This window comes from Acinetobacter sp. S4397-1 (assembly GCF_024129285.1).
Classification (GTDB): Bacteria; Pseudomonadota; Gammaproteobacteria; order Pseudomonadales; family Moraxellaceae; genus Acinetobacter; species Acinetobacter lwoffii_C.
Genome location: NZ_JAMXXZ010000012.1, coordinates 40,772 through 66,602, shown reverse-complemented (window position 1 = coordinate 66,602; position 25,831 = coordinate 40,772). Strand labels below are relative to the sequence as shown.

At 46.0% G+C, this 25,831-nt stretch carries 25 protein-coding genes; 8 read left to right on the top strand and 17 right to left on the bottom strand.

Annotation, left to right across the window (positions count from 1 at the left end):
- Nucleotides 1-29 precede the first annotated feature (29 nt).
- From NI467_RS08275 to NI467_RS08265, 3 genes are read right to left on the bottom strand one after another with little or no spacing between them, the layout of a single operon-like run.
- Nucleotides 30-392 (bottom strand): RidA family protein, encoded by a 363-nt coding sequence (locus tag NI467_RS08275; protein ID WP_151205607.1) that lies wholly within the window; start codon nucleotides 390-392, stop codon nucleotides 30-32.
- 29 nt (nucleotides 393-421) lie between these two features.
- Complete coding sequence (alr, locus tag NI467_RS08270; RefSeq protein ID WP_253152222.1) at nucleotides 422-1,540, bottom strand: alanine racemase; 1,119 nt, start codon at nucleotides 1,538-1,540, stop codon at nucleotides 422-424.
- Between the two features lie 38 nt (nucleotides 1,541-1,578).
- Complete coding sequence (locus tag NI467_RS08265) at nucleotides 1,579-2,838, bottom strand: D-amino acid dehydrogenase (RefSeq protein WP_174659404.1); 1,260 nt, start codon at nucleotides 2,836-2,838, stop codon at nucleotides 1,579-1,581.
- A gap of 140 nt (nucleotides 2,839-2,978) precedes the next feature.
- Here NI467_RS08265 and NI467_RS08260 point away from each other — a divergent pair, with 140 nt between their 5' ends.
- Nucleotides 2,979-3,446 carry an Lrp/AsnC ligand binding domain-containing protein gene (locus NI467_RS08260; protein ID WP_151205518.1) on the top strand — a complete coding sequence of 156 codons (468 nt, stop codon included), beginning with the start codon at nucleotides 2,979-2,981 and terminating at the stop codon, nucleotides 3,444-3,446.
- Between the two features lie 130 nt (nucleotides 3,447-3,576).
- On the opposite strand, the gene lysM is transcribed toward NI467_RS08260, so the two are convergent.
- From lysM to NI467_RS08230, 6 genes are all read right to left on the bottom strand, one after another.
- Entirely contained in the window at nucleotides 3,577-4,056 is a 480-nt protein-coding gene (gene lysM, locus NI467_RS08255; RefSeq protein WP_151205519.1) for a peptidoglycan-binding protein LysM, read from the bottom strand.
- 188 nt (nucleotides 4,057-4,244) lie between these two features.
- The gene (gene acpP, locus NI467_RS08250; RefSeq protein ID WP_004893297.1) at nucleotides 4,245-4,481 is read right to left on the bottom strand and encodes an acyl carrier protein; all 237 of its coding nucleotides are present in this window, start codon (nucleotides 4,479-4,481) and stop codon (nucleotides 4,245-4,247) included.
- Between the two features lie 86 nt (nucleotides 4,482-4,567).
- Nucleotides 4,568-5,302 carry a 3-oxoacyl-ACP reductase FabG gene (fabG, locus tag NI467_RS08245; RefSeq protein WP_151205520.1) on the bottom strand — a complete coding sequence of 245 codons (735 nt, stop codon included), beginning with the start codon at nucleotides 5,300-5,302 and terminating at the stop codon, nucleotides 4,568-4,570.
- Entirely contained in the window at nucleotides 5,299-6,285 is a 987-nt protein-coding gene (gene fabD / locus NI467_RS08240; RefSeq protein ID WP_253152220.1) for an ACP S-malonyltransferase, read from the bottom strand. The genes fabG and fabD overlap by 4 nt, the downstream gene beginning before the upstream one ends.
- Before the next feature lie 234 nt (nucleotides 6,286-6,519).
- Entirely contained in the window at nucleotides 6,520-6,702 is a 183-nt protein-coding gene (gene rpmF / locus NI467_RS08235; RefSeq protein ID WP_151204915.1) for a 50S ribosomal protein L32, read from the bottom strand.
- A 77-nt stretch (nucleotides 6,703-6,779) separates the two neighbouring features.
- On the bottom strand, nucleotides 6,780-7,337 hold the full coding sequence (locus tag NI467_RS08230; RefSeq protein ID WP_151204914.1) for a DUF177 domain-containing protein: 558 nt from the start codon (nucleotides 7,335-7,337) through the stop codon (nucleotides 6,780-6,782).
- 97 nt (nucleotides 7,338-7,434) lie between these two features.
- Between NI467_RS08230 and NI467_RS08225 the strand changes: the two genes are divergently transcribed.
- From NI467_RS08225 to rluB, 6 genes are all read left to right on the top strand, one after another.
- A complete protein-coding gene (locus NI467_RS08225; RefSeq protein WP_253152217.1) occupies nucleotides 7,435-8,097 on the top strand; it encodes an elongation factor P hydroxylase in 663 nt (220 codons plus the stop codon).
- Nucleotides 8,098-8,182: 85 nt separating this feature from the next.
- A complete protein-coding gene (locus NI467_RS08220) occupies nucleotides 8,183-8,800 on the top strand; it encodes an L-threonylcarbamoyladenylate synthase (protein WP_174659401.1) in 618 nt (205 codons plus the stop codon).
- 39 nt (nucleotides 8,801-8,839) lie between these two features.
- The gene (locus NI467_RS08215; protein ID WP_253152215.1) at nucleotides 8,840-9,109 is read left to right on the top strand and encodes a hypothetical protein; all 270 of its coding nucleotides are present in this window, start codon (nucleotides 8,840-8,842) and stop codon (nucleotides 9,107-9,109) included.
- A 524-nt stretch (nucleotides 9,110-9,633) separates the two neighbouring features.
- Nucleotides 9,634-10,428: a ScpA family protein gene (locus tag NI467_RS08210; protein ID WP_253152213.1), complete on the top strand. Its 795-nt coding sequence runs from the start codon at nucleotides 9,634-9,636 to the stop codon at nucleotides 10,426-10,428.
- Complete coding sequence (gene scpB / locus NI467_RS08205) at nucleotides 10,425-11,015, top strand: SMC-Scp complex subunit ScpB (protein ID WP_151204909.1); 591 nt, start codon at nucleotides 10,425-10,427, stop codon at nucleotides 11,013-11,015. Before NI467_RS08210 ends, scpB begins: the two co-directional genes overlap by 4 nt.
- Before the next feature lie 41 nt (nucleotides 11,016-11,056).
- Nucleotides 11,057-12,091 carry a 23S rRNA pseudouridine(2605) synthase RluB gene (gene rluB / locus NI467_RS08200; RefSeq protein ID WP_151204908.1) on the top strand — a complete coding sequence of 345 codons (1,035 nt, stop codon included), beginning with the start codon at nucleotides 11,057-11,059 and terminating at the stop codon, nucleotides 12,089-12,091.
- Nucleotides 12,092-12,713: 622 nt separating this feature from the next.
- Here the strand turns inward: rluB and NI467_RS08195 are convergent.
- The 6 genes from NI467_RS08195 to bfr form a co-directional block, all read right to left on the bottom strand.
- The gene (locus tag NI467_RS08195; protein ID WP_253152202.1) at nucleotides 12,714-14,447 is read right to left on the bottom strand and encodes an ABC transporter ATP-binding protein; all 1,734 of its coding nucleotides are present in this window, start codon (nucleotides 14,445-14,447) and stop codon (nucleotides 12,714-12,716) included.
- A gap of 8 nt (nucleotides 14,448-14,455) precedes the next feature.
- The gene (locus NI467_RS08190) at nucleotides 14,456-15,601 is read right to left on the bottom strand and encodes an ABC transporter permease (protein WP_253152200.1); all 1,146 of its coding nucleotides are present in this window, start codon (nucleotides 15,599-15,601) and stop codon (nucleotides 14,456-14,458) included.
- Nucleotides 15,602-15,609: 8 nt separating this feature from the next.
- Nucleotides 15,610-16,548, bottom strand: coding sequence for an ABC transporter permease (locus NI467_RS08185; protein WP_253152198.1), 939 nt, complete (start codon nucleotides 16,546-16,548; stop codon nucleotides 15,610-15,612).
- Between the two features lie 17 nt (nucleotides 16,549-16,565).
- Nucleotides 16,566-18,566: a M3 family metallopeptidase gene (locus NI467_RS08180; RefSeq protein ID WP_253152232.1), complete on the bottom strand. Its 2,001-nt coding sequence runs from the start codon at nucleotides 18,564-18,566 to the stop codon at nucleotides 16,566-16,568.
- Between the two features lie 19 nt (nucleotides 18,567-18,585).
- On the bottom strand, nucleotides 18,586-20,397 hold the full coding sequence (locus NI467_RS08175) for an ABC transporter substrate-binding protein (protein WP_308729487.1): 1,812 nt from the start codon (nucleotides 20,395-20,397) through the stop codon (nucleotides 18,586-18,588).
- A 309-nt stretch (nucleotides 20,398-20,706) separates the two neighbouring features.
- Complete coding sequence (gene bfr, locus NI467_RS08170; RefSeq protein ID WP_151204903.1) at nucleotides 20,707-21,171, bottom strand: bacterioferritin; 465 nt, start codon at nucleotides 21,169-21,171, stop codon at nucleotides 20,707-20,709.
- A gap of 342 nt (nucleotides 21,172-21,513) precedes the next feature.
- Here bfr and NI467_RS08165 point away from each other — a divergent pair, with 342 nt between their 5' ends.
- The gene (locus tag NI467_RS08165) at nucleotides 21,514-22,581 is read left to right on the top strand and encodes an aldehyde reductase (RefSeq protein ID WP_253152197.1); all 1,068 of its coding nucleotides are present in this window, start codon (nucleotides 21,514-21,516) and stop codon (nucleotides 22,579-22,581) included.
- Nucleotides 22,582-22,664: 83 nt separating this feature from the next.
- On the opposite strand, the gene ligA is transcribed toward NI467_RS08165, so the two are convergent.
- Together ligA and NI467_RS08155 are read right to left on the bottom strand one after the other, a co-directional pair.
- Nucleotides 22,665-24,704, bottom strand: coding sequence for an NAD-dependent DNA ligase LigA (gene ligA / locus NI467_RS08160; protein WP_253152195.1), 2,040 nt, complete (start codon nucleotides 24,702-24,704; stop codon nucleotides 22,665-22,667).
- A 94-nt stretch (nucleotides 24,705-24,798) separates the two neighbouring features.
- Nucleotides 24,799-25,830 (bottom strand): cell division protein ZipA C-terminal FtsZ-binding domain-containing protein, encoded by a 1,032-nt coding sequence (locus NI467_RS08155; protein ID WP_253152193.1) that lies wholly within the window; start codon nucleotides 25,828-25,830, stop codon nucleotides 24,799-24,801.
- Nucleotide 25,831 lies beyond the last annotated feature (1 nt).

The following is a 25,831-nucleotide window of genomic DNA, read 5'->3' as shown; positions in this document are numbered from 1 at the left end:
TACTAACCGATATAAAACCATAGTTCTATCTAGGCTTGAGCTGCGATCACCGCAATCTCGATCAACCAGTCAGGATTAACCAGATCGGCCTGAATGGTGGCACGCGCAGGTGTACCACAACCTTCCATCCAGTTAATCCAGAGCGCATTCACCTGTTGAAAATCCGCCAGATTTTTCACAAACAGCTGTGCAGACAACAGACGGCTTTTATCCGTCCCTGCCAGTTCCAGCAACTGATCAATCTTGGCCAGCACTTCTTTAGTCTGACCTTCAATATCAAGATGGGTACTGTCCGGTACCTGGCCTGACAGATAAACTGTCTGCTGATGAATGGTCACAGCACTCATGACCTGATTGCTGTTTAAACGTTGAATATTTGCATGTTCCGTCATGAATTGCTCCTCGGTTTGCATTTGATATTTTAAAATTTGCAGGCGTCTATTTGGATAGGCACCCGCGCTGTGATAGCACACATAAGTTCATAGCCTACAGTGCCTGAACCTGCTGCCACCTCATCAATGGGCAAAACAGCCCCCTTAACAGACTGCCCCCACAGCACCACTTCACTTCCAGGCTGTGCCTGCGGAACAGGCCCCAGATCAACAGCCAGCATATCCATACTGACCCGGCCCAAGGTGCGGGTTCTAATCCCATCGACCAGAACTGGAGTTCCGGTTTGGGTAATGCGCTGATAACCATCCGCATAGCCACAGGCCACAATTCCGACCTGCATTTCCTGCTCGACCACAAAACTGGAGCCATAGCCAATCGTATTGCCGGGTGGCACCTGCTGCACCGCAATCAGTTCACTGCGTAGGCTCATGGCCGGTTGCAAATTCCAGTGCGCGATACTATGCGCCGGATAGTCCGGTGAACTGCCATAGAGCATAATGCCGCTACGCACGATATCTGAATGCAGCTGCTGATGTCGGAGAATGGCTGCGCTATTGCTCAGCGAGATTTTGCCCGGCAGACCTTGGGTCGTTTGAGCAAAAACCAGTTGCTGATGTTCAGTGCCCTCTCGGCCCAAACGCATGCTATCGGCATCAGAGAAATGTGTCATATGGCTAATTGAGCGTATCTGCCGGATGCTTTGCAGTTCTTGAAATACTGCGGCATATTGTTCGGGCAGAAATCCGAGCCGGTTCATGCCGCTATTCATTTTCAGAAATACATCCAACTGAGCTTCTGGTTGCAGACTGACAAATGATTTAAGCCATTCCAGCTGATGCGGAGCATGAATGGCAAAGGCCATTGCATACTTGGCACAGTCAAATAAATCTTCTAGACCAAAGATACCTTCGAGCAATAATAGCGGTTTGTCGCAGCCCAAGGCTCTGAGACGTTTGCCTTCAGCAATATCTAGAAAGGCAAAGCCATCCGCCTGTTGCAAGGCCGGATATACCCGCTCAATGCCGTGCCCATAGGCATCTGCCTTAACCACGGCAAAGACCTGACTTTGGGCGGCAAAGGAACGGGCGACTTTCAGGTTATGTTTTAGTGCCTGTTGATGAATGACCGCGTGAATTGGACGTGGCATAACTCGCTTCCCTGAATCCAAAAATCCTTAAAAACTGCTTAAGCTGCCTGCTGATAACGGTTCAGCGACAAGCCCTCAGTACTGATTTCAGGCGTTTGACCCAACACCAGATCACTAATCAGCTTTCCTGAACCACATGCCATAGTCCAGCCCAAAGTTCCGTGTCCGGTATTCAGGAACAGGTTTTTATAACGGGTTTCACCAATAATCGGGGTACTGTCCGGCGTCATTGGACGTAAACCAGTCCAGAAACTGGCCTGCTCCATGTCTCCACCCGGGAACAGGTCACGAGTCACCATTTCCAGAGTCGCACGGCGATCTTCATTTAGGCCTAAATTAAAGCCGGTCAGTTCTGCCATACCACCCACCCGGATACGCTGATCAAAACGGGTCAGGGCAATCTTGTAGGTTTCATCCAGCACTGTCGATTCAGGTGCATGAGCAGCATCCACAATCGGAATGGTCAGTGAATAACCTTTCACCGGATAAACCGGTAAGTCCAGATGCAATGGTTTTAAGAAATCACGTGAATAACTACCAAAAGCCAGCACATATTTGTCAGCAGTCAGCACCTTGCCATTCACCATAACACCTTTGATTTGATCCCCTTCCACAATCAGTTTTTCAACATTCTGATTAAAGCGAAATTCAACTCCCATACCTTTGGCATAGTTTGCAAGCGCATTGGTAAACAGGTAGCAATCCCCAGTCTCATCATTCGGCAAATGCAGACCACCCACCAGTTTGTCCTTGGCTTCGGCCAGAGCAGGTTCAACCTTGGCCAGTCCATCACGGTCTAGCAGCTCAAATTCAACACCCGTTTCTTTCAGGACTTCAATATCTCGCTGGACTGCCTCTACTTGTGCCTCTTTACGGAAGATCTGTAAGGTTCCTTTAGAGCGGTTTTCATAAGAAATACCGATATCACGACGCAAATTGCGTAAACAGTCACGGCTATATTCTGCCACGCGCACCATACGTTCTTTATTGACGGCATAATGCTGGGCATTACAGTTTTTCAGCATTTGCGCCATCCATTTCAGCTGCCACAAGCTGCCATCGACATTAATGGCCAGCGGTGCATGATGCTGAAACATCCACTGCACAGCTTTAAACGGAATACCAGGTGCGGCCCATGGCGTCGAATAACCTGGAGAAATCTGGCCGGCATTACCAAAACTGGTCTCTTCAGCCGGCCCTGCCTGGCGATCAAGAACAGTGACCTCTGCTCCCTGCTGTGCAAGATAGTAGGCACTTGTGACTCCAATGACTCCACCACCCAGTACAATAACGCGCATGACATGATCCTCAATGACATTTATAGTTTATTTCACTAGTATATTTTTGGTTAAATAGTGAATTTCACTGTTTTATGAGGATTAATCCAGTGAATCAGCCAATTTTATCGTGCGAATTTAAAAAAGAGAGGAAATAACAAATGCGTAAACTGGACCGGGTAGACCGCATGATTCTAGACATCCTGCAACACGATGGACGGATTGCCATTAGTGAGCTGGCCGCCCGGGTCAACCTGTCGACAACGCCCTGTTCAGAACGGGTCAAACGACTGGAACGTGATGGTATCATCATGGGATATTACGCCCGTTTAAATCCCGCAAAGGTTGAGCGCAACTTGCTGGTTTTTCTGGAAATCAAGCTCTCTGCAAAATCTGGCGATGTTTTTGATCAGGTGGCGCGGGATTTAATCGAAATCCCGGAAGTACTGGAATGTCATCTAATTTCAGGTGAATTTGATTATCTGGTCAAAGCGCGTCTCAAAGAAATGAGTGCGTACCGTCGGCTACTCGGCGATTTACTCAAAAAATTACCCTCTTCTGCATCTTCGCATAGCTATATTGTGATGGAGGAAGTAAAAGAAAGTTTATATCTGGATGTCGGACTTTAAACGCTTGTTCAGACTCTTCCAAAACCTGAAAATAGCAAAGCCTCTATCCGAGGCTTTGCTATGAGATATTGATCTAAATAAAATGGATTCGGTTCCTCTGTTTAGATAGATCAAGAGGATCATTTAAACCTCAGGTAGGAATACGCAACACCTGACCCGGGAAAATATCATCTGCGTCTTTTAATAAAGGGCGATTGGCCTGAAAGATTTTATTATACTGGTTGGCATCGCCATAAAAATCCTTGGAGATTTTAGATAAAGTGTCTCCAGATTTGACGGTATAAAATTTACTTTCTGCTTCAGGATTGCTTACAGTCAACTGATCATCAACTTGGGCTACATGATCAATATTTCCCACTGCCAGAATAATTTTTTCACGGTCGGCCTGACTCTGTACTTTTCCGCGTACGGTAGCCAGATCGGTTGTCGAATTATAACTAATTGATAAACCGCTAATCGGTAGGCCCAAACTCTTTACATGCCCCAATAATTTATTGGCAACTTCTTGTGCAGAAGGTTCTGCTGCGGCAGCTTGTGGCGTAGTCTGTTGTGGCTCTGCTGCAGCCGTATTTTTCTTGCCTATCCCTTTTACGAAATCAAAAATCCCCATATCCCAACTCCTTTCTCATTGTTAATTAAGATCATTGTTATTAGTATAGTGAAAGCAGCAGATACAGAGTTATACATTGGTAAGCAAGAGTAATGGACTGTAAAGACTTTAAAATCTTTTTAGACAAAAACAAAAAAACCACCTGAATGGTGGTTTTTAAGTTCAGCCCAAGAGCTGAAAATCAGTAATTAACCCAGTTTCTTAGAAACATAGTCAATTGCAGATTGAACAGTAGTGATTTCGTTAGAATCTTCATCAGGAATTGTGATGTCGAAGTCATTTTCGAAAGACATAACAAGCTCAACCAGGTCTAGAGAGTCAGCACCCAAGTCATCCATGAAAGATGCTTCGTTTTTAATCTCTTCGACTTTGATACCAAGTTGTTCTGCAACCGCTTGCTTAACGCGTTGTTCGATATCGCTCACAGGAATTCTCCTCATTGCTTGTGGCGTTTTTAATGCCGTTAGTTTAATTGAATCTAAAAAATTTGGAAAGTTAATACATGTGCTGTTTAGCTCATGTATAAACCACCATTTACGTGAATGACTGTACCAGTAATGTAACTGGCTTTTTCAGAAGCCAGAAAACTTACCGCATTAGCGATATCCTGTGGGTCACCTAAACGGTTTAAAGCCACCTGATCACTCATCTTCTTGCGAATTTCTTCACTTAACTGCTCTGTCATTTCAGTCGCAATAAAACCTGGTGCAACTGAGTTGACTGTAATCTGACGGCTGCCCATTTCTTTGGCCAGACTGCGGCCAAATGCCTCAATTCCTGCCTTTGCCGCAGAATAGTTGGCCTGTCCCGGGTTGGCAAAGTGCGCGACCACAGAACTGATATTGATAATGCGGCCAAAACGCGCCTTGGTCATACCTTTCAGGACACGTTTAGACAAGCGATAGACGGCTTTTAGATGAATGTTCAGAATGTCATCCCAGTCATCTTCCGACATACGCAATAACAGGTTGTCTTTGGTAATTCCGGCATTATTCACCAGCACCAGTACCGAACCGAAGTCTTTTTCAATCTCGGTTACCAGCGCATCAATAGCAGCACCATCGCGCACATCCAGCACCTTGCCTGCACCCTGCTCTGCAAACTGTGCAGAAAGTTTTTCCGCACCAGCTTCAGAAGTTGCAGTTCCTACCACAAAATAACCGTCTTGAATTAATTGTTGTGCAATTGCCGCACCAATACCACGGCTTGCACCTGTCACCAAGGCAACTTTACGTTCCTGTGTCATGCAATTTTCCCTTCTGCCACCAATACGGTGTTTAGTGCGTCTTCCAGACGAGACTGAGTATCGAGTGGAAGTGCTTTTTCAATTTTTGGTAAACGTTTTGCCATATTGGCCAATACATTCCCCGGACCACATTCTACGATGTATTCAATTCCTTCATCTTGCAGGAATTGTAGGGTTTTGGTCCATTGTACCGACTCATAAAGCTGCGCCGTTAAAGCCTGACGAAGCGCATTAACATCAGTCGCTGCTTGAGCGCCTACATTTTGTAATACAGGTATACGCGGCATCTCAATGGCACTTTGTTCCAAAGCCTGAGCAAACTGCTCAGCGGCAGGCTTCATCAACGAGCAGTGAGATGGAACTGAAACAGGCAATGCAATGGCTTTACCGCCATTTTCTTTGGCCAGTGCCATCACTGCTTCAACGCGTTCCTTATTGCCCGCAACTACTACCTGACCTTGTGCATTATAGTTGGCTGCTTCAACCGAACCCTCACCTGCTTCAGTCGCCTGTGCACACAGTTCAATAACTTTAGCATCATCCAGACCCAGGATCGCTGCCATGGCACCCACACCCTGAGGAACAGCCGTTTGCATCAGCTTACCGCGCAGGTTCACCAGTTTCACAGCATCGCCTAGACTCAAAGCACCTGCTGCAACCAGCGCACTGTATTCACCCAGTGAATGACCGGCCAGATATTTTGGCGCTACACCGCCCAATTCCAGCCATACGCGCCATAAAGCAACCGAGGCAGTCAGCAGTACAGGTTGGGTAAATTCAGTCTGGTCTAAACCTTCACCGCTTTGAGCGATTTGCCACAGATCAAAACCTACCGCTTCGGACGCTTCTGCAAAGGTCTCACGAATACCAGCAAACGGTTCTGCCAGTTCAGCCAGCATGCCGGCTTTTTGTGAACCTTGGCCCGGGAATACAAAAGCAGTTTTGCTGGCTTGAGCTGCTTGTTCGAGCTGTTGAGCAGACATAAATAAATCCTTTCATTCAAGAGGTGGCTTTGAATTAAGGGTCATTTGATTGACCAATCCAACCACCTAACTCATGGTGGAGCGCAATTTAACATGGAATTTTGCTGTCTGTAATTGCCAAATACAACAAAATCTGCGGCTTTAGCTTTATAAAGACCAAAAGCAGACATAAAAAAAAGGGAGCTTAATGCTCCCATTTTTTCTACTAAGCTCTAACGCTTAATACATCACCAATTATTCAGCAGATGCTTTAGCGAATAATTGACGACCACGGTAGATACCATCTTTAGATACGTGGTGACGACGGCGAGTCTCACCAGTAGCTTGGTCTACAGTTAATGCATTCTCGGTTAAAGCGTCATGTGAACGGCGCATGTCACGGCGAGAGCGACTTTTACGGTTTTGCTGAACGGCCATGATGGCTCCTTACAAAGATCGAAAAAATGGATCAGAACAAATTCGATTGTCTTATACCTATGAGTATAACACAAAAATTAGTTAAGTTTACCCTTCAAAGCAGCCAAAGCTTCAAACGGATTATCCCGTTTTTCTTCAACTAACTCTTCTTGAGCAGGCTGGTGCTTATGCTCACAAACATCATGCTTAGGAGACAAAGGCAACAACAATAACAGCTCATCTTCTATCAGTGCCAGTAAATCAGCAGTCGCCGGTGCATCATAATCACCTTTGCTCGTTGCTTCACTTTCACCTAGGACGATGAAATCAGCATCCTCATCCAAGCGCTCTATCAGTGACTCATCATCTACAAGAGCCAAATGGAAATCTGAAACAAGTTCAATTTCTACAGGTTCCAGACAGCGCTGGCACTCCATAGGAACTTTTGTTTCAACGTGACCATCTAGCCATGCAATCCGATGATAGGCATCCATTGATAGCTTACAGTCTATGTTAATCAATTGATCATCAATTGATCCAACAGCTTCACGAGCAATACGAACAAAGCGGGATAAAGGCAGTTGACCTGACCATTTAAAGCCCTGTTCAGCCCATTTAAACGGCTCAATCTGTGCCGGAAAGGTATTTGCTGACATAATTAAGGCGGCAATTCTACAAATTCATCAGTACTCTGTCAAAGATTAAGATACAATTTTGTACTTATTTAGACAGACCATTTGGGTAACTTAAGTCATGCATCTGTTGCAGCCGCAAACAGAAGTGAATATTTCATCACTCGTTAGCACACTTTCAACGCCTGATTCTGATAACTCACTCAAGCAATTGCAACTCTCACTCTGGGCGAATTTATCCTCAGAAGCAGAACAGGTTGATTGGCTCATCTTACACTTTAATCACTGGTTTTCCCACTTAAATGTCAGCTTAGTTCGTGGTGATTTTGAACCAGAATATTTCCCGGCCAGCTCGGACGGTCCGGCAAGAATCCAGTTTGCTCATGGCTTTTTCAACAGCGCCCTGCATGAGATCAGTCACTGGACCATTGCTGGCGATGAGCGCCGCAAACTGCCAGACTTGGGCTATTGGTATGCGCCAGATGGCCGGACCCGGGAGCAGCAGGCCTTATTTGAACAGGTGGAAATCAAGCCGCAAGCAATTGAGTGGATGTTTGCCACCGCCTTTGGGCGTAAATTCCGGGTTTCTTTAGATAATCTGACTGGTGAAGGCGGGGATGGAACCAGCTTTAAAGACAATGTTCATGCCCAGGTGCAGCGCTATTTTAATGGCGACGCCAGACTGCCACGCGATGCCAATCGCTTCATTGAGTATATTTGCATCTGTACGCGGAATGGCGAAAGTTTACAAGCTCATGAGTTTTTACGTGAAATGCTTGATTAGATTACACAAATCTACCTGTTTATAATTGCCAGTGGCTCAATATGCGCTTCATAATAGAGCAATGGCAGAGTTTGGAGGAATATTTATGCTGCATTTACGTGTACACCCGGATAATCCGCAACCTCGTTTAATCAGCCAGGCGGTCGAGCGTATCCGTGCCGGGGATGTGATTGTTTATCCTACCGATGCGGCCTATGCGATTGGCTGCCAGATCGGAAATAAAAATGCCATGGAACGGATTGCACAGATTCGTGGACTTGGCCCCAAGCATCAATATGCTATTCTCTGCTGTGACCTGTCCGATATTGCGACCTACGCCAAAGTCGACAATGCCATGTATCGTTTGTTGAAAAACAATACACCGGCCGTCACTACCTTTATTTTACCAGCCACCAGTGAGGTGCCACGCCGCCTGATGCATCCAAAGAAGAAAACTATTGGGCTGCGTATTCCCAGCAATCAGGTCTGCCAGATGCTCCTTAAAGAGCTGGGGGAGCCTTTACTGACCTCCACCCTTATTCTTCCCGGTCAAGACGATCCTCTGGATGATCCTTTTGATATTGAAACCCAGCTCGGCAAGCGTATTGATGTATTTGTGGATAGTGGCTTGGGAACCTTAAGTACCACCTCAATTGTAGATCTTTCGGGGGAAAATCCGGAAATTGTGCGTCGCGGCGTAGGTGATGTAAGTGCTTTTGAGTAAATCCCGTAAATAGATTAAAAAAATACAGGAGGCATATAAATGGATTTATTTTATATCCTCCTGAATTACCATACCTTTCCGGCACATCAGCTGATTTACGCAGAACAGCCTTGGACCTTGCAATCAAGAGCCATCCTGGTCGAAGCTAGTTCTTCTCCGGTCTTGAATCTTGACCAGATTGAATATAGGTTCTTTCTTGAGCTTTCTTGGGTTCACAGACTTTTCCAGCTCTATTCAAACCAGAATTTATGTCTGGCCAGCAGCTATCAACGTATAATTGAATTTGCCTTACGGCAACAGTCCGATTGACGAATTCAGTACCTTTCTGTTCAATTCCAAGCTATAGATAATTTCAGCAAGTATTTTGAAGAGCTTCAAATACATAAACAACTTAAACCAAGAAAGTTCGATCTTGCACCTTTCATTTGTGGACGCTTTAGCCTCTGTGATTCTATATTTTTAAATCCTGGCATGATTCAAGAGAAAATTGACCATGCGATGTAGTGTATCGTTTGAAATTTCATGAGTTCATATCGCTCAATCAGATAATGCTGATCTATACTCATTTTCATGCACTCCAACACATCTAAACTCACCATAGAATTCTGCGAGAAGCTTTCACTCTATTGAGCTTTTTATAAGGATAGAGCAGATTTCAAATACATGAATAGTGGATTTAATTTCGCGTTTTTAGCAAAATTATTTTCAAACAATTTATTTAGCAAGTTTTTTACCGTACAATAGCGCCACCCTTTATGTGCTTTTTCTTTCGATACAATATCGAAGTCCTAGCCCTTTCATGCCTTTGAAAATTCGCGTGGCCTATAATTGTAATGAATCAAACGACCTCTAGTGTGGTGGAATCAGCTCTGCAAATCCGTGTATTGGATGAGTGGCAAGATCAGATTCCAGAGGACCTCTATATCCCGCCTGCCGCATTTGAAATTCTGTTAGAACATTTTGAAGGCCCACTCGACTTCTTAATTTACCTGATTCAGCGCAACGGTTTTGATTTATTACAGGTCGATATTGCACCGATTGCGTCACAGTATTTATCTTATATGAATGCTATGAAGTCCCTGAATATTGAGCTGACAGCTGATTATATGGTGATGGCCGCATTATTGGCGGATCTTAAATCGCGCTTACTGCTTCCCAAGCCTAAAACAACTTCAACTGTCGAGCAAGATCCAAGGCAGGAACTGATTGACCGTCTGGAAAATTATCTACGGATTAAACAGGCAGCAGAGCATCTGGGGCAGATGAGTGTTCTGGAACGTGACACTTTTGCTACCAATGTCAGCCTGGGTGAGTTTATCCAGTCCAATGAAGGCCACAATATTGACCTGCTCCGGGATGCGCTGCTGTGCGTTTTTAATCGTCCTGAACCAGTCATTCATCAGGTTCAGCAAGAACCGGTGTTACTCGAAGAGCGGATTGCTTATATTGAAAGTTGTATTGAATCGGGTGAAGTGCTGTTATTTGATGCACTATTAAAACCGAGTCAGGGCCGTATGGGCATGGTCGTGACTTTTATGGCCGTACTGGAACTGACTCGCCAACAAAAAATCCAGATTATTGCTACAGGCGTAGAAGCCCCGCTCGCAATTCAAGGAGCTCGCTCATGACCCTCGATCCAGCCAGTCCTTTATCTGCCGAAGATAACCGGCATGAAGTGTTAATGCAGCTTGAAGCGATTATATTCGCCAGTGATTCAGCCGTGTCATTGGCACGCCTCAAGGAAGCGTTTCATGACCGTTATAGCAAGCAGGAATTGCGCCAGTATTTACAACAGCTCTCGATGCTATTCCATGGCCGGTCCATTGAACTGATTGAAACGGCCCAAGGTTACCGTTTTCAAGTCCGTGCAAAATATCGTAAAATTATTGCACAGACCTGGCCTGAGCGACCAACACGTCTCTCGCCTGCTTTACTGGAAATACTTGCAGTCATTGCGTATCACCAGCCGGTCACACGAGCCGATATTGAACAGATTCGTGGAGTCACCAATAACAGCCAGATTTTGCGTACGCTGTTTGACTGGAACTGGATTAAGGAATCCGGGTTTCGTGAACTCCCGGGAAGACCTGCGTTGTTAGTCACAACGCCACAATTTTTGAACGCTTTTGGCTTAATCAGTTTAGGCCAATTGCCTCCCTTACAGAATGCCAAGGAAGCTTTTATGATGCTCGATACAAATGGATTGACATCATAAATAGGTGAACTGTTGATAATTATTTCTAAGGTTATGCTGTCATGAGTGAAAAATTGCAAAAGGTACTTGCACGTGTTGGTCTGGGTTCTCGCCGTTATATGGAAGAAGTCATTGCCGCTGGACGTGTAAGTGTAAATGGGCAAATTGCCCAAGTGGGAGAACGTATTGAACCAGGTGATGAGCTTCGCATTGATGGTCGTAAGGTTCATTTCCAGATTGAAGATGAAATTCGTCGTCGTGTACTGATTTATTATAAGCCTGAAGGCGAAATCTGTTCGCGTAATGATCCTGAAAGCCGTCCAACGGTATTTGATAATCTGCCTGCTCTGGCAAATGATCGCTGGGTAATGGTCGGCCGTCTGGATATTAACTCGACCGGGTTGTTACTGTTCACCAATGATGGTGAACTGGCGAATCGCTTGATGCACCCTTCAAATGAAATTGAACGTGAATATGCCGTTCGTGTCATGGGTGAAGTAACTCCACAATTGAAAAACAACATGCTAAAAGGTGTGGTACTGGATGATGGTCCGGCCAAGTTCGAGTCTTTCTCTGAGCTGGGTGGCGACGGTATTAACCGCTGGTATCAAGTAGTGGTAAAAGAAGGTCGTAACCGTGAAGTGCGCCGTATTTTTGAATCACAAGGTCTGAAAGTCAGCCGTCTGTTACGTACACGTTATGGCACGGTAATTCTGCCACGTGAGCTGCGTACAGGTCGCTGGATGGAACTGGATAAACAGGATATTGATAACCTGACCAAGGCAGTTGAGCTTAAGCCGCGCCAAGGTACGGGTCTATACGGTATGGCAAAACGCCGCAATGAGCGTATGCAGGAAAAACCGCTGGCAGCACGCCGTGGGGGGTATTTGCGTCAGCAACGTCGTGATACCGATGATCAGCCACAAAATACTCATGGCCGTGAAGACAGTGGTTTTGTACGTCGCGAAAACCAGAACGGTACCCAGTTCGCACGTCGTGACAATCGTCATGAACAGGGTTTTGGTCGTCGTGAAGAGCGTGATGAAAATGCACCGCGTCGTCCTTATGGCATCAACAAAGGCTTTAAAAAGTTTTAAGCTTTCATTAAGGTAGAGTCACTTCGGTGGCTCTTTTTTTTGCAAGAACAATAATAATGACCCAATATTATCATCTTGTGGCACCTCAGGCTTCCCGGCTTTATGGTTTCTACATACTAATGCTAGTGCATTTTATGCTGGTTCATTACAGCAGCTGGCAAAGAGCAGATCCAGAACGCCGCTCTATCTCTTTCAACGATCTTGATTTTATTCTTGCTTTCATTACACAGCCTATGTAAATGCTAGCTCTATGGATCTGTATACCGATCGGATGTTCTCTATTATTGGTAATCAGCCACCATATTATAAAAACCTATCGAGTACTTGTTATTTCCGAGGGCAATACCGCTTGGGCGCTCTTTGCTGATCCTTCTCATAAGATATGTAAATTCAGTAAGGTTCAACAGATGTAATCTAGTGTGACTTCTCCTGCAGATCAGCAGCAGACTGGGCTGCTCCGCTTCCATACAGCCGCACAGGATCATGATCTTAACCTTAGTCTGTTCAGTACAGCCGACCAGAATCTGATACCTATGCAGCTATCCCACCTGTTTCCTGAGAACATCGTTCAGTCATAAAAAATGCCCAACAATGTGGGCATTTTGATTTGGAACTTAAAATATTATTGTGGAATCCCTTGCGGAATGGCGCTGAGTAAACGCTTGGTATATTCATGCTGCGGAGATTGATACAGTTCATCTGAATTGGCGATTTCTACCAACTCCCCATGATTCAGTATCATGATCTGATCAGAAATATATTTCACTACCGACAAATCATGCGAAATAAAGATATAGCTCAGGCCAAATTCATCCTGTAAATCCTGTAGCAAATTCAGTACTTGAGCCTGAACCGAGACATCTAGTGCCGAGACCGATTCATCACAGATCAGAATTTCAGGCTTGAGCGTCAGGCAACGTGCAATCGCAATCCGCTGACGTTGTCCCCCTGAAAACTCATGCGGATAACGATCAAAGGCCTGCACGGGCAGGCTGACCCGTTTCAGTAGCTCCAGTGCCAGCTGTTTACGTTCTGCATCATTCGCACCAATACTATGAATCTGCATTGGTTCCATCAGGATTTGTCCTACACTAAAGCGTGGATTGAGTGAGGCATAAGGATTTTGGAAAACGATCTGAATCTTGCGTTGGTATGGCTTAAATTCTTTTTCTGACATGGACAAAATATCCTGTCCCTGAAACAGGGCCTGACCGCCTGTAGCTTGGTGTAAACGCATCAGCAACAGCCCAATGGTGGTTTTCCCAGAACCTGACTCACCAACCAGACCCAAGGTTTTACCTTTGGCCAGCTGAAATGACACCCCCTTCACTGCCTGAAATTCTTCTTTTCGAAATAGGCCTTTGGGGCTATAAAATGATTTATTCAGATCGCGTACATCCAGAATAATTTCTTCATTGCCCTTTAAGCCTCGGCTACGTTCTGTCAGTTTTTCAGGATTTGGAGGCACATTTTCAAGCCATTGCTCTCCTTTTTGCTGGATAAAGTCACTGATTACCGGCAGACGCTGTGGCCGATGAGAAAGCTGAGGCCGACAATGTAAAAGCGCTTTGGTATACACGTCTTTTGGATGCTCAAGTACGGATTTGACTGCTCCCTGTTCACGGATTTCTCCATCACGCATTACAATGACCTGATCTGCAATTTCAGCGACCAAGGCCAAGTCATGACTAATCAGCAAAATTGACATTTGCCTGCGCTGACGCAAGGATTCAAGCAAGTCTAGAATCTGCTTTTGAATGGTCACATCCAGCGCTGTGGTCGGTTCATCGGCAATCAGGAGTTTAGGTTCGCAGGCAATCGCCATGGCAATCATCACCCTTTGCTGCTGTCCACCAGATAGTTGGCCCGGATAAGCATCAATCCGGGCTTCCGGTGAAGGAATACCCACTTCCTGCAACAGCTCCAAAGTTCTCTGACGGGCCTGTTTTTTATTCATGCCCAAATGCAGTCTTAATACTTCTGCAATCTGCATACCAACCGTAAAGACCGGATTGAGCGAAGACATGGGTTCCTGAAAAATCATGGCGATGTCTCTTCCACACATCTGGCGCATTTTACGGACAGGTAGTGTAAGCAGATCCTGTCCTTCAAACATAATTTTACTGTCGGGAGAAATCTGGCTATTTTCAGGGGCCAATAGTCCCATGGTGGCCAGCGCAGTCACAGATTTTCCACTTCCCGACTCTCCGACCAAGGCTACGGTGGTATTGGCGGGGATCTCGAACGAAATACTTTTGACCGTTTCAATATATTGTTGATGTTCATCTTTAAAACTGACGCGCAGGTTTTCTACACGGAGCAATACAGGGGCTGGATGAAAGTTCTGATCAGACATGTTGGCTCCTATTTCAGTTTGGGATCTAATGCATCACGCAGTGCATCGCTAAACATCGAAAATGCCGTCACCAACACCGCCATGGCAATGGAGGCGGCTGCCAGTTGCCACCATTTTCCTAAAATCAGCTCACTTTGTGCTTCATTCAGCATGCTGCCCCACGACACCACACCTGTCGGTACGCCAAAGCCCAAGAAGCTTAAAATCACTTCAGACTTGATAAAGGCCACCACCAGAATGGACATCTGTACCAGCGCAATATGGCTTACATTGGGAAAAATATGCACAAACATACGCCGCATATGGCTGACCCCTATAGCTTTGGCAGCCATTACATATTCACGTGAAGTGTGCTTCATATACTCAGCCCGTACCAGACGAAATACCCCGGTCCAGCCCGTCAGCCCTAAAATCAGGATAATGGCTAGAATACCTTTTTGCTGCAATACCGCCGCAATGGCCAGTATCAGTAACAGATAAGGAATTGAGGTAAAAATATTATAAAACCAGTTCAGTGCATCATCGACCCAGCCACTGAAATACCCTGCGACTGCACCCAATAACGTGCCGATAGCCACCGACATTACTGCGGCAACCAGCCCCACCAGAATCGAAGTTTCTGCACCTTTAATGGTTTTTAGCAGTATATCCTGTCCCCATTTATCTGCACCAAAAATCAGGCTCTGTTTCAGCTCATTGCGCTGATCTATTAACTGGCCTCCCAGTTCCTGTTCGATGGCCAGCATATCTTCAGCCAAAGGATCGACCACCCTATAATCCTCTATGATCTGACCTGCTCCCTGCACAGTAGCAACTTGCAGATTTAATGCCGTGCCGTTATTTTGTAAAGGCTCGACTGGTTTTCCTGATGCCGCTCTGAGCTGGCTTTCTTCAGGAAATGAAACCTCGACTGCCGGGGTACTCTTCATAAAAGTGGGAGGTGCATAGCTCACCGCCACTTCCTGATCCCAGTCTTTGGCAAGCATGCCACTGAGAGATAAGATCAGCAGCAGAAAATAGAATCCAACAATCCACAACGACAACATGGCAATACGGTCACGCTTTAGACGGCGCCAGGCCAGTTGCCATAATCCGCTTGAGGCAGATGCAGCTGTCTGGTGAGCCTGCGTTCGTTTTAAAATGGCACTCAGCATACCTTCACCTACTTCAACTGTATACGCGGATCAATCCATTTATAGATGACATCCGCGATCAGGTTGAACAGCATGGTCGCGACTGCCACATATACGGTAATGGCTTTAATAACCGGAAAATCAGAGCGCTCTACCGCAATAATCACTTCACGTCCAATGCCAGGAATACCAAAGAAACGTTCAATCAAAAAAGCACCGATCAGCAGGGCCGGCAAGTTCGACATGACATCCGTAATCATGGGAATTGAAGCATTACGCAGTACATGTACGCCCAGAATCCGGCTTTCCCCCAAGCCCTTTGCCCGTGCGGTACGCACATAGTCCTGATTGACTTCATCCAGTACAAAGCTGCGATATAAGCGCAGCATCGGTGCAATACTGACCACCAGCATAATCAGAATCGGCAGCATGGCATATTGAAACAGGTTGTTAGTCAGACTGTCGCTCCAGCCCTGAACCGGGAACCAGCTCAGCTGATAGGCCAGTACATACTGAAAAACGATGATATACACCAGAATGCTGATCGACATGCCAATGGTGCAGAGCATCATGATCATGCGGTCAGTCAGCGAGCCTCGTACAGCAGCCACAGCCAGTGCCAGAATAATGGCAATTAAAGTTTGTAAAATGGTTAAGGGAATTAAAATGGTCAGTGAAGGTCCCAAACGGGTGATGATAATCTGCGAGACGGGTTCTCCGGTACTCCAGCTCAGGCCATAATCAAAGCTGACGATCTGCTGGATAAATATCCAGAGCTGGACATAATAGGGCTGTTCAACTCCCAGCTGCTGCCGGATATTTTCAATCTGTTCCAGATTGGCCATTTTCCCTGCCAGAATATACGCCGGGTCTCCTCCCACCCAATTAAACAAAAAGAAAATCAGCAAGATCACACCCAGCATGGTGGGAATCATTTGCCAAATCCTGCGAATTATATATGCCAGCATTGTATCCCTGCCCTGACTTAATGTCCTGAAATTTCCTTGAAGAACGCCTGACTGTCTGGCTCACGTCCCAGTAAGTCTTTGACCATCTGCTCACCCGGCTTTTGCCCCCCCTGAGCCAGTACCGTAGCGCGATAACGTGCTCCCACTTTAGGATTCATCAAATGCTCCCCAAAAGCAGACAGCATGTCGAGTGCCAAAACTTGTGACCACATATAGCTGTAATAACCTGCCTGATAGCCCCCCATCAAATGCCCAAACTGGCCCGGAAACTGTTGTCCCGAGACATATCCCAGGGCAGTTTGACTTTCCATTTCCTGCCAGAGTTTTAAGGGATCAAGGCTTAAGGCATTTTGGCCATGCACAGCCATGTCATACTGCGCATATAGGGTCTGACGTGCATAATGCGCTCCCCGGCCATAATTCTTGACGCTTTTTAAGCGCTCGGCCATGGCTGAATCAATGCGTGGACAGGCGGGTTCACAATAGTCGGCCACTTTAGACAGCGTTTCAAAACGGCGCGCCCATTCTTCATACATTTGTGAAGGAGCTTCAACAAAGTCACGTTCTACCGATGTGCCTGACTGCTCACTATAGCGGGTTTTAGATAGCAGGCCATGCAAGGCATGTCCCATTTCATGTACAAAGGTTTCCAGCTCATTGCTGTTCAGCCCTTTACGGTTAAAGTTGGTCACCAAAACGGAGATGGGACGGCGCTCATTTAAACGGCTGCCCCCATACACACCCCACACCGCGGCATGGCCATACTTACCTTTACGTGGGTATTTATCCAGATACAGGCCGCCCAGAAACTCTCCGGAAGCAGTGTCATGCACAGCATAGTATTCCACTTCATCATGCCAGGCTTTGACTTTCACCGGCTTGAACTGGGTGCCGTATAGTTCAGAAGACAGGGCAAATAACCATTTCTGTGCAGCTTCAGTTGGAAAATAATCGCGCAGTTTTTCCTGATCAATCTGGTATTTGGCCTGACGTAGCTTTTCATTCCAGTAAAGCTGGTTCCAACGCTCAATTTTTGCTGTTTCTACAGGAATTTTTAAGCTTTCTGCCTTGAAACGACGTAATTCCTCTATCTCCTGTTTTTCTAGCGGCGCCACCTTGGCATGAACTTCCTCCAGAAAAGCATTGACGGCTTCAGGGGTTTTAGCCATACGATATGCCAGGGCAAAATGGGCATAGCTGTCTTTTCCAAATAGTTGTGCCTGCTCATAACGCAGATCGATTGCCCTTTTCATCAGCTTCAGGTTTTGTTCAGTACCACGCCGGCTATACGCCGTCTGATAGCGTTTACGTGCTGCATCGCTGTCTGCCAGCTCCATAAAAGGCTGATATTCCGGGTAATCAAAGCCTAACTCATAATTCCCACGGGTATTTGTCTTCAGGCCTGCCATATAACTGTCTGGCAAACCTTTCATTTCCTCTGGATTAAATTCAACCTTGTCCTGATTATCCCGTACGTTTTTGGAGAAATCCTGAGAGAGCCTGGTGCTCTCATCCATAATTTCCTTTAAGCGTTTCTGCTTGTCTGCGCTCAGCTGTATACCGTTTTTTTCAAACTGTTCCAGAATATCCTTCAGATATTTCTGATCAATTTCATCTATTGCGGTTAATTTCTTGAATTGGACATAAAGCTGTGGACGCTGATACAGTGCCGTCAGATATTGATCACTTTTAAGCTCACAATCATCTGCGGCCTGACGTATGGCCGGATCAGGATCTATATTGCTATATAGTCCAATCGGTGAAATAAAATCGCTCGCTTCGGCCAGAATGTTGTCCCACTCTGCCAAATAGGCCGAACTCCGGGCATTGTTTTTTATTTTTTTGTTTTCAAACTTTTTAACCTGCTTGTGCATTTTTTTTAAGTTTGCATCACATAAGACGGGAATCTCGCTTGCCTTAAATAAAGGCAAGAATGAGGGCTGAGCCGCGATTGCCCCGGAACTGCTCATCATGAGCAACACACTGAGAGTGCTTATTTTCATTTTCTTTGACTGCATCCATCGCTCCAGTGTTGGATTATTTTTTAGAATCGACATCGAGATACATCCATTCTGCTGACAAAATCGGATGGTTCTTATAGCCAATCACCCGCGCTTGAGTGAGTACATTACGGTAGCTGCTGTACAGCATGAGAACCGGCATATTAACCTCCAGAATGCGTGACATCTTGCGATACAGGGCATCACGTTCAGGACCCGGATTCATGCTCTGGGTCTGCTCATAGAGCCGGTCAAATTCGGGATGCCTGAAACAGGAATTATTGCTCATGTGGATATTTTTACCGTAAAACAGCTGCATAAAGTTATCGGCATCCGGATAGTCTGCAATCCAGGCCGAGCCTTTAAACATGGTCTTGCACTGCTTTTCCAGTTTAAGGGCTTCAGCAAATGGCATGGCTTTACTCACCATCTTGATCTGGATGCTGTCGAGTGCCTTTTTCCAGAATTCAGCCTGCTGTTGGCCACGGCTGGTATTTCCCACAATCAGCTCAATTTCCAGCGGCTTGCCATTCGGCTGACGCCGCCAGCCATCCGTCCCGACCTGATATTGATAGCGGTCCAGCAGCAGATTGGCCGCCTTGACTGAGTAGGGAATACTGCTCTTGTACTGTGGAGAATAACCGACCATCCCGGGAGGAATCGGCATTTGTAGCTGATTGGCATCGCCTTTATACAGAATATTGATCATCTTCTCAGTTGAAAATGCCATTGCCATTGCCCGACGTAAGGCTATTTTTTCCTTTGCCAATCCGCCGACGACCGGATGCCGCATATTCCAGTACTGATAGCCAATTAAAGGATCGCTAATGCGAGAAAGCTGTATGCCCTGCTTTTTTAAATTCGGTTTGAGTACACCATTTTCTAATGCCTGTACCACCAGATCACCCTCAATTTCACTGATATCCAGCTCATTTTTACTAAAAGCCAGCCAGCGAGACTGAGCTTCTTCAATCACCCGAATATCAATGGTACCAATCTGTGGCATTTTCTTTCCTTGCATGGCCTTAATAATAGGCTGATCTGCATGATGACTGGCCTTAAAGTTCCAGACAAAGCCACGATAGTTCGGATTGGCGGTTAAGATGATCCGTGAAGCTGGTGTCCAGTGACTCAGCAGATAGGGCCCGGTGCCCACCGGATGATCCATCACAAAGCCGGCCTTATTACGATATTTTTCAATGACCTCTCTGGCGACCGCCGCTGCCGGCTGATGGGCAAGCAGCATTGCAAAGTTCTGATCCGGTTTAATCAGCTTTAAAATCAGGGTATAGCGATCCGGCGTCTGGATGCCTTCAAAGGGCTGATCATAATCAAACTTGCCGGTTTTTTTAGCCTGTGCCAGTAAGGCTTCCGTCCCCTTGATCCGGCCCTCCAGCAACCAGCTGTTTGGAGAATGTAAGGTCGGGTCTATCAGCCGTTTCAGTGAATAGGCATAGTCAGCAGCCGTCAGTTCACGCTTCTTGCCTTTAAATACCGGATCATCTGCAAAATAAATTCCCTTCTTGATTTGAATAATATAAGTCAGACCATCCGCGCTGACCTGTGGTAAAGCGACTGCCGTATTCGGTACCAGTTTGACCGGGGACGCCAGATAATCATAACTAAATAGATTTTCAAAAATGGCAGCGTTGACCCGGCCAGAATAGACATCATGAGTCGCAGCCGGATCAAAGCCGGTTTCAGCCACAGGAAAAACATCACGCAGGATTTTATTTGGATCGGCTGGATTGGCAGCCCCGACCGGTACTGCAGCAGTTGCAAACAGACAGCTTACGATCAGACAGTGAGTCAGCTGTAAAAATGGAGTTAAAAATTTTTCTTTTAGCATGCACTTGATCTAATTCTTTATTTTTTTAACAGGTTCAAGCTCTAGATAATGCCACAGTCTGCTTAGAATAAGAGCAGCTTTATAAACTTAAATTTAAGATTCATCCGGTTCTGTAGATCTGAGCTACTATTTTTTCCAAGCCTTGTCATTACACGCTTCAATTTTATTGTTTTATATCAATCACTCATTTTATTGCTTGTCATTTAGCAGTCTGCCCGCGTCTGGATTATCAAAAATGGTTGGGTGTTCAAAATAGCGCCTTTCAATATAGAAAATCCCGCCAAAATTGCGGGATTTTCTATCTATGTTTTACATCTGTGACTGGATATAATTTTGCAGACCAATCAACTCAATCAACCTCAGCTGTTTTTCCAGCCAGTAAGTATGATCTTCTTCAGTATCAGACATTTGCTGGCGTAGCAGATCACGGGTGATATAATCCCCTTTTTCCTCGCACAGCTTGATTCCCTGAGCCAGCTTTTCACGCACATGATACTCAAGTTTTAAATCGGCTTTCAAGCAACTGACCACATCTTCACCGACTTCAATATCATCACGCATCATGTTCGGCTTGCCTTCCAGAAACAGGACACGACGGATAATTGCATCCGCATGTTGGGCTTCTTCCTGCATTTCATGATCAATTCGTTCGAAGATCTTGCTCAAGCCCCAATCTTCATACATACGAGAGTGAATCAGATATTGGTCACGGGCAGCCAGCTCGCCGCCAATCAGCATATTCAAATAGTCTACGACTTCTGGATTACCACGCATTTTGAACTACTCCCTATTTTATAAAATCTATTATGAATAAAACTGTGCGGTTTTGCAAAAGTTAAATTTACGTAAATATATGATTTTTATAAAATTAAAATGAGAAGCACTTGCATTTACCCTCTCAATTCAGATAAATCCCGTTTAGAAAACAAGATGTTGCAACTGCTTGTATCTTTTCCAAAGTCAAAATTTTACTAGAAAAATCAAACGTTAAAAATTGTAAAAAATCATCGTGATAAAAAATACTCATCATATTTGTATAAATATCATTATATTGGGGTATTTTATGCATGATTTGTCTTATGATGCAGGGAAATTTAAAACAACAACGGTTTCATTATGATACAACCATCAACTACAGCGCCTGTGCTCGTGACCGGTGCCTCTGGCTATATCGCCAGCTGGGTAATTCAAAAACTTTTAACTCAAGGGTATACCGTTCACGCTACTGTTCGGGATTTAAACAAGACGCAAAGTTTTAAGCATCTGGAGCAGATTGCCGACACTGCTCCTGGCACACTTAAACTGTTTGCAGCCAATCTGCTAACCCCGGGTTCTTTTGATGCGGCGATGCAGGACTGTGAAATCGTGTTTCATATGGCTTCGCCTTTTGTTGTGACCAATTATACAGACCCCGTAAAAGATATCATTGAGCCCGCAGTTGTGGGCACAGAAAATGTATTAAATAGCATCAATAAGACCGAATCGGTTCAACGCGTGGTGGTGACTTCTAGTATTGCCTCGACCTATGGCGATGCCATCGATATCTTACAAACCAAACAGCAGCGTTTTGATGAGTCGCACTGGAATATGACCAGCTCGTCCCATCATCAGCCTTATCCTTATTCCAAGGTGATGGCAGAACGCAAGGCTTGGGAAATGGCGGAGGCGCAGGACCGTTGGGATCTGATTTGTATTAATCCTGCTCTGGTATTTGGAGAATCCCTTACCCCCAACACCCAGTCTGGCAGCGTGGAAGTTCTGCAACAGTTTGCCAATGGTCTGACCCTGCTGGGTGTTCCGCCTATGTGGAATGGGGTTGTCGATGTACAAGACGTGGCTGAAGCACATCTCCGTGCAGCATTTAATCCCGAGGCCGAAGGCCGTTATATTATTTGTAGTGAGACTTTAAGCCTGCTGGAGATGGGAAAAATTTTGCGTAAAGCTTTTGGTGCCAAGTTTCCTTTCCCACGTAATCAGTTACCTAAAACTGCATTTAAGATGTTCGGCCCACTTGCCGGCTTTAGCCGGAAATTTGTCGAACTCAACATGGGCTATCCAATTTATTTTAATGCACAAAAAAGTCAGGATCAGCTCGGAATTCAATATCGTCCGGTACAAGAAAGTCTGGTTGAGCATTTTCAGCAGCTTCTTGATGACGGATTGGTCAAACGCTATATTCCTTAACGGGTAGAGTGATTTGAAAGTAAAAGACACCCGAAGGTGTCTTTTTTAATATTTAGAGGCGATTAAAAAGCCAAGAAAATAGCTTAGGCTTCCAGCAGGCCATAATTATGCATCAAATCAATAAACTGCTCTTCATTCATCACGGGTACGCCCAGTTTTTCAGCCTTATCCAGTTTCGAGCCGGCCTTTTCTCCAGCCACCACACATTTGGTTTTAGCAGATACACTGCCACTCACCCGAGCACCGAGGGCTTGCAATAATTGCGTTGCTTCATCACGTCCCATACTGCTGAGGGTTCCGGTCACCACCCAACTTTCACCATTGAGTGGCTGGCGAGTCGGAGCAACCGGTGCATCCCAGTGAATGCCTGCGGCAAGCAGACGATCCAGCACTTCCAGATTATGCGGTGCCTGAAAGAAATCAATAATCCATTCTGCGGTAATATCCCCCACATCCGGTGTTTTCTTTAAGGTTTCAAGATCAGCATGGCGTAAGGCGTCCAGAGTCTGGAAGGTATTGGCCAGCATCCGCGCCGTGGTTTCACCTACCCCCCGAATACCGAGTGCATAGATAAATGCTGCCAGTGTGGTTTTCTTGCTGTTTTCAATCGCATCCAGCAGGTTCTGAACCGATTTGGCTCCCATCTTTTCAATACCAAGCAAGGTTTCACGATGCTCATGCAGATGGTAAATATCCGAGATATCTTTCAAGAGATTCAGATGCAACAGCGATTCTACCCAACGGTCGCCCAGACCTTCAATATCCATGGCCTTACGCGAAACAAAGTGACGAATCGCCTCGATCCGCTGTGCCGCACAGTATAGCCCCCCTGAACAGCGTGCCAGTGCCTCACCTTCTGGCATAACTACTGGTGAATCACAGACCGGACAGGTATCTGGCAAACGAACCTCAAGTGCATCGGCAGGACGAAATTCCGGCCAGACTTTTTCAACCTTAGGAATCACATCTCCACTGCGATAGACACTCACGGTATCACCAATCCGTACATCCAGACGGTGAATCTCGCCTATATTATGCAAGGTCACATTGGAAACCGTGACGCCACCCACTGCAACTGGATTCAAGCGCGCCACTGGGGTCAAGGTACCAGTGCGGCCGACCTGCCAGTCAATATGCTCAACTGTGGTAATGGCCGCCACGGCTGGGAATTTATAGGCAGTGGCCCAGCGCGGTTCACGGCTCAAGAAGCCGAGTTGCTGCTGCTGTTTCAGGTCATTGACTTTAATGACCAAGCCATCAATTTCTACGCTTAGATCAACCCGCTGCTGAATCATCCGCTCATAAACAGCCTGCACTTCCTCAATCGACTGGCAGATAAAGTGCTGCTCTCCGGTTGCAAACCCGAACTGGCTCAGCCATTCCAGACTGGCTGACATGCTGTCCTGACCATGATGCGGTACGCACTGGGCAATGCCATATGCATAAAATGCCAGAGGGCGTGAAGCGGCAATTTTCGGATCCAGCTGGCGTAAACTTCCTGCCGCAGCATTTCGTGGATTGGCAAAGGTTTTTTCCCCTTTGTCCAGATTGGCGGCATTCAAGCGTTCAAAACCGGACTTCGGCATCAGGACTTCACCGCGCACTTCAAGCAGCTCTGGAATGATTCCATTCACCGCTACCAGAAACTTCGGCAAGTTCCGGATGGTTTTGACATTCTGGGTAATATCTTCACCCGTTTCGCCATCACCCCGCGTGACACCGCGCACCAGTACCCCATGTTCATACCACAGAGAAATCGCTAGGCCATCGAACTTTAATTCGACATCATATTCAATTGTCTGCTTTGGCAAACGCTCTTCAATCCGGCGGGCAAAGGCAAAGAGATCATCCTGGTTAAAGACATTGCCCAGAGACAGCATAGGCACTGCATGAGTCACGGAAACAAATTTTGCCAGCGGCTGCCCTCCGACCTTGTCGGTTGGCGTATCCGGTTGTCTCAAATGTGGATATTGTTGTTCCAGCGCTTTAAGCTGATGAAAAAGCTGATCATATTCACTGTCTTCAATGGTTGGCTGATCCATTACATAATAGGCATGATTATGCCGGGCAAGCAGTTGAATCAGTTGACGCATTTGCGCAATGACAGTGGCATCTTGGGTCATAATTTCACCATAAAAAAGGGCGGTTAATCCGCCCTATACACATTCAGCTGTTGGCTATTATAAAAATCGGAACCGACAGATTCAATATTGCAAATCAAGCTTCTGCAGCAGTTTGTCCGGCACGATAATCGATGGCCTGATGACGCCAGAATTCACGTAATTGCGGGGTAAATTCCTGATGATTCTGATCATAGACAATCCCGTCTACTTCACGGGCAATCAGGCGTGAAACACTGTCCATGGTATCAAAGGCATTTTGTACATCGCTATGCGGCAGTGCCAGGAAGAAAGCCAAACCTTTCACTTCTTCAGTAGATAAGGTTTCCAGATCAAAGCCTTCCATGCCGATATCTGTCATGCGCAGCACCGAAAAAAGCAGTTTGGAACCATCTTCACTATAACGGTGGAAACAGGCCAGCTCGCCATAACGCAAGCCGTATTTTAACAAGACTTTTAGGGTTTTATCACCCGACAGTACACGGTTTTGCGGATAGATATGCAATGAAATGATCATTTCAGCATTGGCCAGCGCACTTTCTTCATCCACAATTTTTTGCTCATGCAGATGTGCATCCAGAATGCTGCTTTCATCATTAAATTCAGAGATTTCAGCTTTTTCGATATTGCTGTTCAGGCTGAACTCAGGCGCTGAGTCATGCACCGTTTCGGTCATATCTGCTTTGCTTTCTTCAGTTTTTATCTGCTCTTGCGGCTGAGATTCTGCTTGATGTTCTAAGCCTGCTTTAGGGGCTGCCACGTCAGCCGGTGTATCTTCTAGCTGTTCTGGGGCAGGTTTAGCCTCTGCTGTAACAGCTTGATGCTTCTCTGCTTTTGCCACACTTGCTGCATCTGCAAGTCCCGGTTCGACTTGGTCGGGATTTGCAGACAGCGCTACAGGGGTTTCTTCATGCAGGCGTGGTTCTACCCGCTCTACCGCTTCTGCTTCTTTTTTGTTGAGCTGTGAACGCACATGACGTGGAATGACGGGCGTCTGGCTATCCGGGTCAATATGGAGATCTGCATCAAGAGAAGGGACAGCTTCAGCAGGTTTTTTAAAGATCATTTTGATGCCGAGCAGCATGATTACAACTGCAATAATAATCCCGATAATTGTGGTGATTTCCATG

Excerpts from the sequence above, each read along its gene's own strand:
- NI467_RS08275 (WP_151205607.1), bottom strand. The coding sequence starts at position 392 with ATGACGGAACATGCAAATATTCAACGTTTAAACAGCAATCAGGTCATG.
- alr (WP_253152222.1), bottom strand. The coding sequence starts at position 1,540 with ATGCCACGTCCAATTCACGCGGTCATTCATCAACAGGCACTAAAACAT.
- NI467_RS08265 (WP_174659404.1), bottom strand. The coding sequence starts at position 2,838 with ATGCGCGTTATTGTACTGGGTGGTGGAGTCATTGGAGTCACAAGTGCC.
- NI467_RS08260 (WP_151205518.1), top strand. The coding sequence starts at position 2,979 with ATGCGTAAACTGGACCGGGTAGACCGCATGATTCTAGACATCCTGCAA.
- lysM (WP_151205519.1), bottom strand. The coding sequence starts at position 4,056 with ATGGGGATTTTTGATTTCGTAAAAGGGATAGGCAAGAAAAATACGGCT.
- fabG (WP_151205520.1), bottom strand. The coding sequence starts at position 5,302 with ATGACACAGGAACGTAAAGTTGCCTTGGTGACAGGTGCAAGCCGTGGT.
- fabD (WP_253152220.1), bottom strand. The coding sequence starts at position 6,285 with ATGTCTGCTCAACAGCTCGAACAAGCAGCTCAAGCCAGCAAAACTGCT.
- rpmF (WP_151204915.1), bottom strand. The coding sequence starts at position 6,702 with ATGGCCGTTCAGCAAAACCGTAAAAGTCGCTCTCGCCGTGACATGCGC.
- NI467_RS08230 (WP_151204914.1), bottom strand. The coding sequence starts at position 7,337 with ATGTCAGCAAATACCTTTCCGGCACAGATTGAGCCGTTTAAATGGGCT.
- NI467_RS08225 (WP_253152217.1), top strand. The coding sequence starts at position 7,435 with ATGCATCTGTTGCAGCCGCAAACAGAAGTGAATATTTCATCACTCGTT.
- NI467_RS08220 (WP_174659401.1), top strand. The coding sequence starts at position 8,183 with ATGCTGCATTTACGTGTACACCCGGATAATCCGCAACCTCGTTTAATC.
- NI467_RS08215 (WP_253152215.1), top strand. The coding sequence starts at position 8,840 with ATGGATTTATTTTATATCCTCCTGAATTACCATACCTTTCCGGCACAT.
- NI467_RS08210 (WP_253152213.1), top strand. The coding sequence starts at position 9,634 with ATGAATCAAACGACCTCTAGTGTGGTGGAATCAGCTCTGCAAATCCGT.
- scpB (WP_151204909.1), top strand. The coding sequence starts at position 10,425 with ATGACCCTCGATCCAGCCAGTCCTTTATCTGCCGAAGATAACCGGCAT.
- rluB (WP_151204908.1), top strand. The coding sequence starts at position 11,057 with ATGAGTGAAAAATTGCAAAAGGTACTTGCACGTGTTGGTCTGGGTTCT.
- NI467_RS08195 (WP_253152202.1), bottom strand. The coding sequence starts at position 14,447 with ATGTCTGATCAGAACTTTCATCCAGCCCCTGTATTGCTCCGTGTAGAA.
- NI467_RS08190 (WP_253152200.1), bottom strand. The coding sequence starts at position 15,601 with ATGCTGAGTGCCATTTTAAAACGAACGCAGGCTCACCAGACAGCTGCA.
- NI467_RS08185 (WP_253152198.1), bottom strand. The coding sequence starts at position 16,548 with ATGCTGGCATATATAATTCGCAGGATTTGGCAAATGATTCCCACCATG.
- NI467_RS08180 (WP_253152232.1), bottom strand. The coding sequence starts at position 18,566 with ATGCAGTCAAAGAAAATGAAAATAAGCACTCTCAGTGTGTTGCTCATG.
- NI467_RS08175 (WP_308729487.1), bottom strand. The coding sequence starts at position 20,397 with ATGCTAAAAGAAAAATTTTTAACTCCATTTTTACAGCTGACTCACTGT.
- bfr (WP_151204903.1), bottom strand. The coding sequence starts at position 21,171 with ATGCGTGGTAATCCAGAAGTCGTAGACTATTTGAATATGCTGATTGGC.
- NI467_RS08165 (WP_253152197.1), top strand. The coding sequence starts at position 21,514 with ATGATACAACCATCAACTACAGCGCCTGTGCTCGTGACCGGTGCCTCT.
- ligA (WP_253152195.1), bottom strand. The coding sequence starts at position 24,704 with ATGACCCAAGATGCCACTGTCATTGCGCAAATGCGTCAACTGATTCAA.
- NI467_RS08155 (WP_253152193.1), bottom strand. The coding sequence starts at position 25,830 with ATGGAAATCACCACAATTATCGGGATTATTATTGCAGTTGTAATCATG.